The organism is Occallatibacter sp. (genome assembly GCF_049582745.1).
GTDB lineage: Bacteria > Acidobacteriota > Terriglobia > Terriglobales > Acidobacteriaceae > Telmatobacter.
This window is the reverse complement of record NZ_JBAUUO010000051.1, coordinates 1-13206: the sequence shown is the minus strand read 5'-3', so window position 1 is coordinate 13206 and position 13206 is coordinate 1. Positions and strand designations below refer to the sequence as shown.

Here is a 13206-nt window from a genome sequence, read left to right as displayed (position 1 = left end):
ATTTGTACGCCGCGCATGAATGACATCATCAAAACAGAAATCCGAGTTCGAGCACACCGCGCGCTTGACTTGAATCGGCGCCTGCCTTGCCGAAGGCATCTCCTGCAGCGATCGACAACGCGTGAACGAACGACGCATCTCCGCGTACGAAGAACCGCTGCCGCTGGAAGGTAGGCGTCACCGTACCTGACCACGCGGAACTGCCCGGACCATACAGAAGATTCACCGACCCTTCAAAGGCACTCCCGGTGCTTGCGATGTACTCACCTCGTCCGGTAAGCGAGAACCCGCGACCCAGGGTGCGGCTCAGAAGCACTGCTCCTGCTTGGGTTGAAGCGCCCTTGTCTATCCCGATTGCCAGGTCTGTGGGCACGTCACTGTATTGGTAATAAGGTTGGACGATCCAGTTGCTCTTGGAGTATGTATACTCCAGCGCGTACATCGCGCTATTGTTCTGTACTGGCGTAGCAGCGGTCTGGAAAGCCGTGTGACCGGTGTTGCCCATTCCCACGAACGTCAGAGCATGCGGTCCCTGGGTGTACGTGAGAGATCCACTCAGCCACGAATAGCGGTTGGAGTAGTAGCCGTCGTTCCAACTCAAGGAAGCGGCAAACTTCCCCATCGTCTGGTTGATCTGAACGCCGCGATTGATCGCGTTCTCCTGGTTCCACAAGAGCCCTCGTTCGATATTCATGTTTTCGAAGTCGAATGTGTACTCCGATCCCATCAACGTCGGCAGTTCGCCTATCTGAATGGAAGTGTTCTTGCCTGGAACGAGTTTCAAGTACGCCACTGGAACCGGACTATATAGATCATCTACTTGTTTGCCGGTAGATATGAACGGGAGACCCAGCGAGAGGATGTTATAGGCGCCGGCCTGCACATAGAACTGCCACCATCCGTCAGACTTTTGAACGAACAGTTGACCGTTACTGAGCGCCGCTTGGCCTGTGTTGTCGCCGGCGACGCGATTGTTCTGGACAAGGCCGAATCCGCTAAACACCCCATTCAGGCTGAGTTTCCCAAGGGGACCAGCCTCGAGGGCGATCGGTGGGGCCGCTTGCAGGGGTCCTGCGATTGAAGGGGTGCTGAGCGGGCTTGGATTGTTTTGGGAAGGAGCCTGGGAGGGCTGTTGGTTCGAACCGGAACTCTGGGCCGGTGGATTTCCGGATTCCGGTTGTTGGCTGAAAGCTGAAACTGAGAGGCACACTACTGCTGAGGCGATGATTGAGACTACCGTTCGCAAGAGCTTATCTCCGTGGCAGCAAGGCGCTGAATATAAAATCGTCGTTAGCGCCTGTCAGCCGTTTGCGAAGCTATTCGCTTCGAATTGCCGTGCCGAAGCGGGAAAAAACCGCTGGTTCGGCAGCGATGATTGGTGCATTCACAGGCGTCAATGTTCTGTTCTCGACCGCTTGTTACGACCTTCACGAAACAGGTTGAACAGTACAAAGAGCATGAACGCTATACTCAGAACAAAAAGCACAAAAGGAATCCAAAACGCCATTACGTTTTCCCGCGGACTGGCTATCATATCCGCGCCCTCGATAGCCAAAGTAACTTTCTATGCCTAACCAGCACATAAACGAGCTATAAGCACTTCGTAACACTTATTGGAAGGCCGCCGCGGAAGGCTTCCTACTGGATACGGACGCAAGATCGCAGGAGCGGAGTGACCGCTCAGAACCGCTTACGGCGGTCTGCAACGACGATGACGCGGACATCCGTTGCCACCTGCACAATCTGCAGAACGGGATCAGTGCTTCGAAGGTGGTCCCAGGGCCGAATCTTCGGCCGGGCCGCGAGGATTTGCGTGATCTGATTGCGATGAGCAAAGTCCATGATTTGCTCCGCAACATTGTCGCCCTCAAGCACTCGCGTTTCAATATGGAGATTGCGAGCGAAGTTTAAGTGCTTTTCGATGGCGTCCTGGACTTTTCTCGAATCAGCGGTCCTCTTGTGCGCGGAGACCCAAACCGCAAAGCAATCCGCGTCGAGGTAATCAGCCATTCGGCGACCTCGCCTGATTAACATCGTGGTTGATGGACTATCTGTAAGGAAAATCAGAATACGGTCGCGACGTAACAGGGAAGCATTGGCTGGATTCTCCTCACCGCGTGCAGCGCCCGGCTCAGCTTCCCTGGATTCCAATTCGTGTGCAGTCTGCCTCAGTGCAAGTTCCCGAAGGGCAGCGAGTGTTGATTCCTTGAAGAAGTTTTCGAGAGCCCGCTCCGCTTTCTCCGGAGCGTAGATCACGCCGCGCTTGAGGCGATTCATCAATGCGCCGGTAGTGGCATCGACCATGATCACTTCCGACGCGCTTTTGATGAACCAGTCCGGAACCGTCTCCCGCACTCGAATCCCGGTGATTCGGAAAATGTGGTCATTCAGGCTTTCAAGGTGCTGGATGTTCATGTTCGTCATCACATCAATTCCAGCATCCAGCAGCACCTGAACGTCTTCCCACCGCTTGGCACGAGGCGAGCCGGGAACGTTCGTGTGCGCCAGTTCATCTACGACACAAATCGCCGGGCGCCTTCTCAAAATAGCGTCCGTGTCCATCTCTTGAAACACAGCGCCGCCATGAGTACTAGATCGAGTGGGAACCATCTCCAAACCAGCGGTCCTTGCCATGGTGTCTTTGCGGCCATGGGGCTCAAAATAGCCAATTACGATGTCCTTTCCCTGGCGGCTGATTTGCTGCGCATCCTCGAGCATTCGATAGGTCTTGCCGACCCCAGCCGCGTAGCCGAGATAGAGATGCAGCCGTCCTCGCCGGCCGTGAGCTAGCTCTCGAGCGCCAGTATCACCGGTTTGGATAAACGACGACATCGATTCCCTCCGCGGCCCGAATGAGACGGACCGCCAGATCTCCGCGCATGCGCGTCAAGAGATCAGGCGGTGTGGAGCTTCGACCTACGAAAATCTGGGTGATTCCCCGTTGCATTGCAAAATCGAGAATGGCTGAGGCTGGGTCGCTGTCGTTTAGAGTGAATATCTCAGCGCCCAATTCTCGAGAGTACTGTAGATTCAGCTCGAGACGTTTCTGTTGCTCCAGATCCGGCGTGTCCGCTATGGGGACGACGAAGAATTCACCTTGAAACCGATCCGCATTACGGCGTCCGCTTTCGAGCATTTCAGTAGCGTCCGATTGCGCCGTAACACAGACCAGGATGCGTTCCTGAACACCCCAGGTCTGTTCAGTGCCCTGCGATCGCAAATAACCCTCGAGTTGTCGGTCGACGACGACGACGGCGACCAGCAATGCAAGTTCTCGCAGTCGCGACAACTTATGTTTTTCGACGAGCCGGGCAGAATTGTCCTCAATCCCGCCCAAAACGCTCTCTTCAGAGGGGGCATCAACGACCGCAATTTCGTCAGCACTATTCAGAAGAAATGTACGCGGAATAATGTACGCTGGTCGGTTCCCAGTGATCCGTTCAACCTCATCCTGAACGCCTTCCAGATATTGAATATTTACAGTGGCCATGACAGAAATTCCCGCATTGAGCAGTTGTTCAACGTCTTGCCACCGATGCGGGTTCTTGCATTCCGGAGGATTGTCGTAAGCGAGTCCGTCAATCAGGGCTACCTCCGGACGGCGTTCGATGACTTTGAACAAATCGATCGCCTCTCCACAGTCGCTTAGGATGGTCGGAATGACCTCCAACTGCTCAACGATTGCCCGAACGTCCAGCGGGTAATCCTGCTGCAGAGCACACACAACCACGTCTTCGCCACGTTCGTGCCGCCGGCGACCTTCATCCAGCATTTGAAATGACTTGCCGACCCCGCTGGCATAGCCAAGGAACACCTTTAGTTTCCCGCGATGCTTGCGGCGTTCCTCCATTTCGATTTCCGCCAGCAACTCATCCGGGGTTCGGCGGCGCAGGTCATCGAGCATTTGTCTGTATTCTATCTAGCTCAGCTGGGGACGAGGGCGCTATGGACGATGAGCAACAATCATCCACCAGTTCTCATGTTCGGGATCGCTTTCGATGAAGTGATCTGTTTGGCTGTCGATCTCAAACATGGCCTTACGCAGCTCGGCTTGAACTTGCTCGGAAGAGATTTCATGTTCTTGGAAGGCATTGGCCCGTCCCTCCGGGTCTTTTGGCGAGCGGTCGATAATGACGACCCGGCCGCCCGACACCAATGATTGGCGCACATGCTTCATGATCAGGTCAGGAACCGTGAATTCGTGATAAGTATTGGAAATCAATACAGCATCGACATTATTCGGAGGAAGGTGCGGGTCATCAAAGTCGCCGAGGAGAACGCTAATATTGCGCTTACCCTTTCTCAGTGCTCTCATCCACAAAAAGGCGAGGGAAAGACGGCGAATGTCCTCGGCTATGACCTTGCCTTTCGGTGCGACGGTGTCTGAGAGTTTGAGGGAAAAGTATCCCGAGCCGCATCCGAGATCGACGACGGTTTCGTCGGGCTTCAGGTTGAGCGCCTGGATCACTTCGGACGAATGCTGCCAGTGGTCACGTTCGGCTTCAATGATGTCGAGCTGATTGAGTGTGCCGAGGGCCTGGTAGCCAATGTTCAGGGCAACCAGCACAACCAGCCCGCACGCCACAAAAAGGCTGAGCCTCGCCCAGGTCTTGGAAGACGTCGCTTTCTCGGTTTGGCTCACGATAACGGCTACTTCCTAGGCGGAAACTTCTCATCGAGCGAAATGTTCAGTAGAAGAACGTTGACGCGCGGCTCCCCAATAAAGCCAAAAGCAGGTCGATTGGTAGCCTCAGCAATCAGCGACCTCACCTTATCAGGCGAGGCATTGCGAGCCTTCGCTACTCGTCCTATTTGCAGATCAGCGTTTGCCGGGCTAATATGCGGATCGAGGCCTGATGCTGAGCCAGTGACTGCATCCGAGGGAATCTGCACTTTTGGCGTGAACACGAGAGGGGTCTTCGTATCGTTAAAAGCCTTAATCAGCTTCACGTCGTCCAGATTGCCTTGCGCATCTTTGAATTGGTCCAGTGGCACCGATGAGATGTATGGAAGGTCATTGTCGACGCAGTAGTGCACGATGCGGTCCGCAATTCCGTCGAAGTCCACAATCTCTTTGCCCTTGTCGTCCGTCTTGGTCGTCCCATGCAGCAGTTTGGCGCTGGTGGGGCCCAGATTCGAACCACTGCTGGCTGTCGCATCGTATCCCGCTCCGGCGGATGAGGGTCTGGGGTGGAAGTACTCAGGCTTTGAGAACGACTGTCCGATCAAGCTCGACCCGACCACCTTTCCACTCTGGGTTACCAAGCTTCCGTTCGCTTGCCTGGGGAACAGAGCTTCTGAAATGCCGGTCATAACGGCGGGGTAAAGCAGGCCCGTCAACACCGTCAGAGCAAGCATTAACCGAAATCCGGGTCCAAGTTCCTTAATCATTTCTTTGCTCCTGTTTATGCGAGGTGAAGCGCTGCGAGAATCTTGTCGATGAGCCAGATCCCCGGGAATGGCGCGATAATTCCGCCCAAACCATAAATCAGCAGGTTTCTTGTCAACATTTGACCTGCGCTGACGGGCTTGTAGTGCACGCCACGGAGGGCCAAAGGAACCAATGCGATGATGATTACCGCGTTGAAAATGACGGCTGAAAGTACAGCGCTCTGCGGGGAATGCAACCCCATGATGTTGAGCTTGTTCAACTCTGGGTATATTGCAGCAAACATGGCGGGAATGATTGCGAAGTATTTAGCGACATCGTTTGCGATAGAGAAAGTCGTCAACGATCCCCTCGTAATGAGCAACTGTTTGCCAATGGCCACGATCTCGATCAGCTTCGTGGGGTTGCTGTCGAGGTCAACCATATTCCCAGCTTCCTTCGCAGCCATGGTTCCAGTGTTCATAGCCACACCGACGTCAGCTTGCGCCAAAGCTGGCGCGTCATTCGTGCCGTCGCCAGTCATCGCGACGAGTCTTCCTTCCGCCTGTTCTTTGCGAATGTATTCGAGTTTGTCCTTCGGAGTTGCCTGTGCGAGAAAATCGTCCACTCCCGCTTCCTGAGCGATCGCTGCCGCCGTAAGCGGATTATCGCCAGTGATCATTACCGAACGAATTCCCATTGTCCTCAAAGAAGCCAGCCGATCCTTCATCCCGCCTTTGACAATGTCCTTCAGGTGAATGACGCCCAGGACGTTCTTGCCGTCTGCAACCGCAAGCGGTGTGCCGCCATTGCGTGAAATGTTGTCGGAAATCTCAGAGAGGGACTTCGGCACCACGCCCCCCGATTTGACCACAAACTGAGCGATAGCTTCTGTGGCACCCTTGCGCAACTGTCGCCCATCGATATCGACTCCACTCATCCTCGTGTAGGCGGAGAATGGAATGAAGTGAGCCTCGTGTTCGGCAACTTCGCGACCGCGAAGGCTGTACTTCTCCTTCGCTAGAACGACGACAGAGCGACCTTCCGGTGTCTCATCCGCAAGGCTGGAAAGCTGCGCGGCATCTGCAAGCGAACTAGAGCTCACTCCGTCCACCGGAATAAACTCGACAGCCTGTCTGTTTCCCAACGTAATTGTCCCGGTCTTGTCGAGCAGGAGTGTGTTCACGTCTCCCGAGGCCTCAACGGCCTTTCCGCTCATTGCCAATACGTTGTGCTGCATCACCCGGTCCATGCCCGCAATGCCAATTGCCGAAAGCAAGCCGCCAATCGTGGTTGGAATCAGGCAAACCAGCAGCGAAACAAGAACCGCGACTGTTGGAGCTGTGCCGCTTCCGATTGCCGCAATTGAATAGTTGGCGTACGGAGGTAAGGTCGCGACGGCCAGAAGGAAGATGAGAGTCAAGCCGGCAATCAAAATATTCAATGCAATTTCGTTGGGCGTCTTCTGCCGAACAGCGCCTTCGACCAAAGCAATCATGCGATCGAGGAATGTTTCACCTGGATTAGAGGTAATCCGAATCGTAATGTGATCCGAAAGTACCTTCGTCCCGCCGGTTACGGCGCTTCGATCCCCTCCGGATTCGCGAATGACAGGTGCGCTCTCTCCTGTGATGACCGATTCATCGACGCTGGCAATGCCCTCAATGACTTCGCCGTCGCCGGGGATGAGTATCCCAGCCTCGCAGTAGACGGTATCACCGGCACGCAGAGATGATGCTGGTACCATTTCGAACTTGTTGTTAGGTAGAATCTTGTGCGCGACAGCGTCTGTTTTGGTTTTGCGAAGTGCATCAGCTTGCGCCTTGCCGCGCGCTTCTGCCATGGCTTCAGCAAAGTTCGCGAATAGGACAGTGAACCAAAGCCAAATTGCGATCTGAATTCCAAAGAACACATCACCTGTCTTGGCGAGCGCATCCTTAATGACGAAGACGGTTGTGAGGGCGGCACCGACTTCGACGACAAACATCACGGGATTCTTCGCCACCAGCCTTGGGTCTAGCTTTACGAAGGATTCCTTGGTGGCTCTCTTGAGGATCTCAGGATCGAAGAGAGGGCGTGCCCGTACTCCTCTGGAGATCAGCGTCGTTGCATCATGTTCCCGATTCTCGGTTTTACGCTCTTGAGGCGGGGTCATCACTGTAGACATCTTCTAGCTCCTTGTTCCTATCGAGAGATCAGAACAGTTTTCCATTCCACATTTGGAAGTGTTCAACGATCGGGCCTAACGAAAGCACTGGGAAATAGGTCAGTGCACCGACGATCATCACAGTCCCAATGAGAAGAACCACAAACAATGTACCGTTTGTAGGCAATGTGCCATTCGTCACCGGGATTAGCTTCTTCGAAGCGAGACTGCCTGCGATGGCCAAAGCGGGAATGATGAACAGAAATCTCCCGACCAACATGTCTATTCCAAGAGTCAGGTTGTACCATGGGGTATTTGCATTGATTCCGGCAAATGCGCTTCCATTGTTGCCGGCGCCGCTCGAATACGCGTAAAGGATCTCGGATAGACCATGGGCACCGTTGTTGTTTGTATTGGCGACTGCTGGCCCGGGTGCATTCCAATATCCGCCCCTGGCGAACGGTGCGACGGAACTCAATGCCGTGAACACAAGAATGCAAAGAGAAGTCGCCAACACCGCGATGATGGCCATCTTCACTTCCTTCTGCTCGATCTTTTTGCCCACGTATTCTGGTGTTCGGCCGACCATTAATCCGCCAATGAACACGGCAATCACGGCGTAGAGCAGCATGCTGTACAGGCCGGCCCCCACCCCGCCGAAGATCACTTCGTCGGTTTGGATATTGAATAACGGAACGAGGCCCCCCAGCGGCGTAAAACTGTCATGCCAGCTGTTAATTGCGCCGCAGCTTGCATCCGTGGTCACAGTGGCAAACAATGTAGATTGCGCGATCCCGAATCGAACCTCTTTGCCTTCCATGTTGCCGCCTGGCTGACTCGCCGCGTATGCTTGGGCGACTCCGAGATTCGTAACCATCGGGTTGCCGCGCTGCTCAGCCCAATAACATACGAAAACCCCGACAAAGAATAGTGCAGACATTGCGGCGAAGATTGCCCACCCCTGCCTCGTGTCCTTTACCGCTTTTCCGAACATGTATGTCAGTCCGGCGCCAAGCGAGAAGATGAGCAACATCTGCAGGAGATTCGACGCAGGCGTGGGATTCTCATACGGATGCGAAGAATTGGCGTTGAAATAGCCGCCCCCGTTTGTTCCCAGCATCTTGATGGAGAGCTGCGATGCCAGGGGGCCCTGCTCAATTACCTGCTGCGCTCCTTCGAGCGTCTGCGCGGTCACTGGCGCTTTGAAATTCTGAATGCAACCCTGCGACACAAAGAATAGTGTCGTCAGTACGCAGATTGGCATCAGCACGTATAGCGTGCAGCGCGTAACGTCAGCCCAGAAGTTGCCGATTGTTTTGGTGGTATGGCGAGCAAAGCCGCGAATCAATGCCACCGCAATGGCAATACCTACGGCAGCCGACACAAAGTTCTGAACCGCGAGCGCGGCCATCTGCGTCAGATAGCTCATCGTTGTGTCGGGCGAATAGGACTGCCAATTTGTATTGGTCGTGAAGCTGACCGCTGTATTGAACGCCAGATCAGGCGTCATTGGGGTCGCGCCCGTCGGTGCTTGAGCCGTGGAAAAGTGCATCGGATTCAAAGGCAGGTAGCCTTGAAGACGCTGGATCAGATAGACGAACAGAAAACTGAAGATACTTAGCGATATGAGGGATGCCGAATAACGCACCCACGACTGTTCTTCATCCTCGCGAATGCCGCCGATGCGGTACATGAGGCGTTCAATCGGTCCGAGCACCGGATGAAGGAAGGTTCGCTTTCCTTCGAATACTCGGAACATATACGATCCGATGGGCTTTGTAATCGCGACGATAATCGCGAAGAAGACCAGTATCTGCACAACACCAATTAAAGTCATGTCGAGACCTCAGAATTTCTCCGGTCGTAGCAGGGCGTAGACCAGGTAGACAAACAGGAAAGCCGTAATGATCCCGGCGATGGCGTATTCCATTGACTCCTCCTAGAGCCGTTCCGAGGCTTTCGTGAAGCCCCAGAGCAAGACGAAAAATCCGATTGCGAATGCAACGTAGAGCAGATCCAACATGGTCACCTCGTAAAAGCTTGATTGTGCGGAAGCGAGTCCACACGGCGGACTCGCAGCGAAATCGATCCCGAGTTGAGAAAGGACGCTGATGAGATGCTTGCTTCGAGCGCAAAGTTGGGGAGGCCGCTCGAAGAACCGGAAGTTAGCAGTTTTGTTCTGATGGAACTCAATGAGTTCTCAAGAGAACTGGGTGCCCCCGGCGCGCCCGGCTGCAGTCCCATGACACACTCGTCCAGCACCGTTACGGATAGAGATGCTCCGGAACTTCTGGCGAGGAGTGCTGCAGTGCGTACGGTAGCGACGACATCGTCTCGGTCTGCGAGGGCAGAAACAGAGAAGACAACCGAAGTGTTTCGCAAGCTCTCGCCGTGAGTGGGAGCAAATGCCGGATATATTTGAGAATCCTGCCGAGGATAAATGCGGCGTCGCATGTTCATCGAGCCTCGATTCGACGCGCGGTCAGATTGACGAACGCCACGCTGTGACCCGCTGCAGCCACTGCCTTTGAGAGACGGCTTTCCGCAGTCGGCCAAATACGCCGGCGCCCTCCAATAACAATTAGTGAAGATGGGCGAAGGACTCTCAGAAGCGTATCAATTCGGTTCCGGCAGACATAGATGTGCAGAACATACTGTCGAGCAGCAGATCCAAATCGTTCTACGAGTTCGCGTAATAGACGAACTAGAAAGGAAGTGGATATGGGAGGATTGTCGATCGAGAGTCGACGTGGAACGGACACCACAGCTCGCAGGTGGATAGTCGCTTGAAGATCTCGAGCGAGCGCTTCAGCAGCTTGCAAAGCCAGTGCGGTCGCCGCTGGATCAGTGTAGACGACGTTCACAGAAAACGATTGTTCATGTGCTGCCCTTCCAGACGTTTGAAGAGAAGCCTGCGCAGGTCTTCCGAAGTGCTCCGCAATGTGCTCACCTGTCATCGCCACGACGTCTATATTGGCGTCGATGTGCTAAACGGCGCATAAACGAGCCATAATCACGGAATAAACCCAGGTGCGGCTTACCGACAGATCAATTCGGACTTGGCCTAGTAGAAGAGGCAGCGCCCTCCTTGAGGCACTCGCCCCTATTGAGGAAGATGAAACCGGTATCCGGCCCACGCATCGGTAACAAGGAACAGGGGTTTAGAAGGATCTGGCTCGATCTTCTTCCTCACCCGGTTGACGAACACCCGAAGATATTCCAGTTCGTCTCCGTAGTCCGGACCCCACACTGCCTGAAGCAGCTCACGGTGAGCAATAGTCTTATTCGGTCGAGCCAAAAAATACGTGAGTAGACCGAACTCTCTCGCAGTGAGACGGGAGGTTCGTCCATGTACCGTCACTTCCCGAGAGGACAGGTCAATGTTAACGCCCTGAGCAATGAGCGGTTGGAGATCTGAGTGGCTGGGCGGTTGAGGTAATCTGCGGAGCGTCGCGCGAATCCGAGCCAGCAATTCCGGCGTGCTGAACGGCTTAGTGATGTAGTCATCCGCGCCAGCGTCAAGAGCATCCACCTTTTGCCGCTCGGTGTTATTCACCGTGAGCATGATGATGGCGACTTCAGAACCTGACCGAATGAGCCGGCAGGCCTCCATACCACCCATCCCGGGCATATTCATGTCGAGCACAACGAGATCGTAGCTGCTGTTGCGAAGCTCTTCCAGTCCCTCTTCACCCGAACGCGCATCGTTGACCTGATAACCGTGGGCCGTAAGCGTTGATCGCATCACCCTACGGATTTGCGGGTCATCGTCGATTACAAGGATCTTGCCGGCACTCATTGAGAAATGCCCCCTGGCGCTATCCGCAGACCAAAGGAGAACTCAGACCCCTGCCCTGGAAAACTGGATAACGCTATGTCCTCTCCGTGAGCGCGGAGGATCTCACGCGCAATTGCAAGTCCCATTCCCGTTCCCTGTAAATGGCGTTCGTTCCTACCGCGATAGAACTTCTCGAAGATTTGTTTTTGCTCTTCCTCGGCAATGCCTTGGCCTTGATCAGATAAATAAACGATGATCTTGTTATCGCTCAGACGCGCACCAATCGTGATGGGATTCGACGGCGGAGAGTATTTCAGGGCGTTGTCAAGCAAATGAGTGAGAACGACCTGAATTAATTCGCCATCTACGCGCACCGGAGGAAGGTCATCTGGCACTAGGACCTCGATCTTGCGTTCATCTACCACAGACTTCATTTGTCGCAGCGCTGCGTTGATCAGCGAACTTGGAAAGTGGAGGCCTAAATTGAGTCGGAACGTCCCTCCTTCAATCCGCGCGAGCTGGATAGCATCTGACACCAGCTTTGAAAGGCGATCTGCCGATTCATCAGCAATGCTTATCAGTTCATGTTGATGCGGTTGCAGGTCACCCGGCATTCCCGATAACAAGTCTGTCGTCACTGCTTTGATCGATGTCAGTGGGGTCTTGAACTCGTGAGCAATGGCGTCGAGCAGAGTGGACTTGAGTTCCTCACTCTGTCGAGCTACTTCCGCTTGCGTCACTGCTTTTTGCGAATTGGCCCGTTCCAAAGCGATCGCAACGAGGTTGAGTAACGATTGAAGAGCCGCATCCGAAAAAGCCCCTCCGCTGAAAGCAAGGCCACCGATGGGTTCGCCTCCGAGGCGAATGGGCGTAATGATCAGATTTCTGTCTGCATCTTCGAGCACAGTGGAACGGACGGTGGACTCTCGCAGTTTAGACTCGACGTCAGTGTCCGCGAGCCCGGCTCGATAGATTTCCCCACTTGCTCTGACGTAAAGAGCGACACCTGGGACTTCGCAGGTCAGTGCGATCTGCTGGACGATCTGCTTTGCGATCGGTTTCGAGGTTTCTACGAGGAGGAGCGCGCGACTGAGAGCGTACAGTCTCTCAACTTCCCCTCTCCTTTGTTCGGCTTCGAGGGCTCGCCGCTTTGCGCGCGCGGAAAGCTGACTTGCGGTCAGTGAAGTGGCCAAAAAGGCAAAGAGGGCCACCCAGTTTTGGGGGTCGGCGATAGTGAGTGTCCCAATCGGCGGCAAGAAGAAGAAGTTGAAGCACAACATCGCCGCTACCGACGCGACGGTGGATTCAACGAGCCCTCCCTTAGTCGCAACAAGGAGGATCGCCACCAAGTAAAGAAAGCCTGCAGTCGTAGGGTTGACCGGTATGAGCCGGTTAAGGACGAATGTGGCCGCGGCGATGAATGCAATCGATGCACCGACACGAAGTGTCAGCCTGATATTTGAGCGCACAGACGCTCGTCTCGTTGAGGAGTCCGGACCGCGCTGTTCATCTTTCTGGGCGACAATCGCATCGTTTGAAACGATGACTTCCCGTAAGGCGACCATACTCCATTACACCCGGCGATCCGACTTGCTGAAACGACTCTAGCTGATTAACGCTTTGCGGAGGATTTCTCGGATTCGCTGTGTAAATACTACACGTGTTCCCCAAACGGCACATAAACAGAGGCTGTGGTCATGTCACCCACCGCACGCAATCACCTCGTCCTTACGCTTATGAAACGAGAGTAGTGCTGCGCGGTCGTCGAAGTTGGCAAAATTCTTTAGCAAGCTAGAGCATTTCACTAGTTACTGTGCACGGGGTCATTTGTGTTGCAAGCTAGGAGTGGCGATTGTCCGCACACCCAGATGCCGGAACCATACTCGAACGATCTGCGAGGGAAGTTCTTTGCGG

General features: G+C 54.4%; 10 protein-coding genes. All 10 read right to left on the bottom strand.

The window, feature by feature from the left end; genetic code table 11:
- Nucleotides 1-28: 28 nt before the first annotated feature.
- Nucleotides 29-1003: an outer membrane beta-barrel protein gene (locus WCA10_RS06815; RefSeq protein WP_472821753.1), complete on the bottom strand. Its 975-nt coding sequence runs from the start codon at nt 1001-1003 to the stop codon at nt 29-31.
- A gap of 677 nt (nt 1004-1680) precedes the next feature.
- Entirely contained in the window at nt 1681-2832 is a 1152-nt protein-coding gene (locus WCA10_RS06810; RefSeq protein ID WP_472821752.1) for a sensor histidine kinase KdpD, read from the bottom strand.
- Nucleotides 2807-3904 (bottom strand): hypothetical protein, encoded by a 1098-nt coding sequence (locus tag WCA10_RS06805; protein WP_472821751.1) that lies wholly within the window; start codon nt 3902-3904, stop codon nt 2807-2809. The genes WCA10_RS06810 and WCA10_RS06805 overlap by 26 nt, the downstream gene beginning before the upstream one ends.
- 39 nt (nt 3905-3943) lie before the next feature.
- A complete protein-coding gene (locus tag WCA10_RS06800; protein ID WP_472821750.1) occupies nt 3944-4642 on the bottom strand; it encodes a class I SAM-dependent methyltransferase in 699 nt (232 codons plus the stop codon).
- Between the two features lie 8 nt (nt 4643-4650).
- Nucleotides 4651-5391, bottom strand: a complete 741-nt coding sequence (locus tag WCA10_RS06795) for a potassium-transporting ATPase subunit C (RefSeq protein WP_472821749.1) — start codon at nt 5389-5391, stop codon at nt 4651-4653.
- 14 nt (nt 5392-5405) lie between these two features.
- A complete protein-coding gene (kdpB, locus tag WCA10_RS06790; RefSeq protein WP_472821748.1) occupies nt 5406-7535 on the bottom strand; it encodes a potassium-transporting ATPase subunit KdpB in 2130 nt (709 codons plus the stop codon).
- A 28-nt stretch (nt 7536-7563) separates the two neighbouring features.
- The gene (kdpA, locus tag WCA10_RS06785) at nt 7564-9351 is read right to left on the bottom strand and encodes a potassium-transporting ATPase subunit KdpA (protein ID WP_472821747.1); all 1788 of its coding nucleotides are present in this window, start codon (nt 9349-9351) and stop codon (nt 7564-7566) included.
- Nucleotides 9352-9360: 9 nt separating this feature from the next.
- On the bottom strand, nt 9361-9444 hold the full coding sequence (gene kdpF, locus WCA10_RS06780) for a K(+)-transporting ATPase subunit F (protein WP_472821831.1): 84 nt from the start codon (nt 9442-9444) through the stop codon (nt 9361-9363).
- 1173 nt (nt 9445-10617) lie between these two features.
- Nucleotides 10618-11313, bottom strand: a complete 696-nt coding sequence (locus WCA10_RS06775; protein ID WP_472821746.1) for a response regulator transcription factor — start codon at nt 11311-11313, stop codon at nt 10618-10620.
- Complete coding sequence (locus tag WCA10_RS06770; protein ID WP_472821745.1) at nt 11310-12761, bottom strand: DUF4118 domain-containing protein; 1452 nt, start codon at nt 12759-12761, stop codon at nt 11310-11312. The genes WCA10_RS06775 and WCA10_RS06770 overlap by 4 nt, the downstream gene beginning before the upstream one ends.
- Nucleotides 12762-13206 lie beyond the last annotated feature (445 nt).

Bases quoted from the DNA above. Each gene is read 5' to 3' on its own strand.
- kdpB (WP_472821748.1), bottom strand. From the start codon at position 7,535: ATGTCTACAGTGATGACCCCGCCTCAAGAGCGTAAAACCGAGAATCGG.
- WCA10_RS06805 (WP_472821751.1), bottom strand. From the start codon at position 3,904: ATGCTCGATGACCTGCGCCGCCGAACCCCGGATGAGTTGCTGGCGGAA.
- kdpF (WP_472821831.1), bottom strand. From the start codon at position 9,444: ATGGAATACGCCATCGCCGGGATCATTACGGCTTTCCTGTTTGTCTAC.
- WCA10_RS06810 (WP_472821752.1), bottom strand. From the start codon at position 2,832: ATGTCGTCGTTTATCCAAACCGGTGATACTGGCGCTCGAGAGCTAGCT.
- WCA10_RS06775 (WP_472821746.1), bottom strand. From the start codon at position 11,313: ATGAGTGCCGGCAAGATCCTTGTAATCGACGATGACCCGCAAATCCGT.
- WCA10_RS06795 (WP_472821749.1), bottom strand. From the start codon at position 5,391: ATGATTAAGGAACTTGGACCCGGATTTCGGTTAATGCTTGCTCTGACG.
- kdpA (WP_472821747.1), bottom strand. From the start codon at position 9,351: ATGACTTTAATTGGTGTTGTGCAGATACTGGTCTTCTTCGCGATTATC.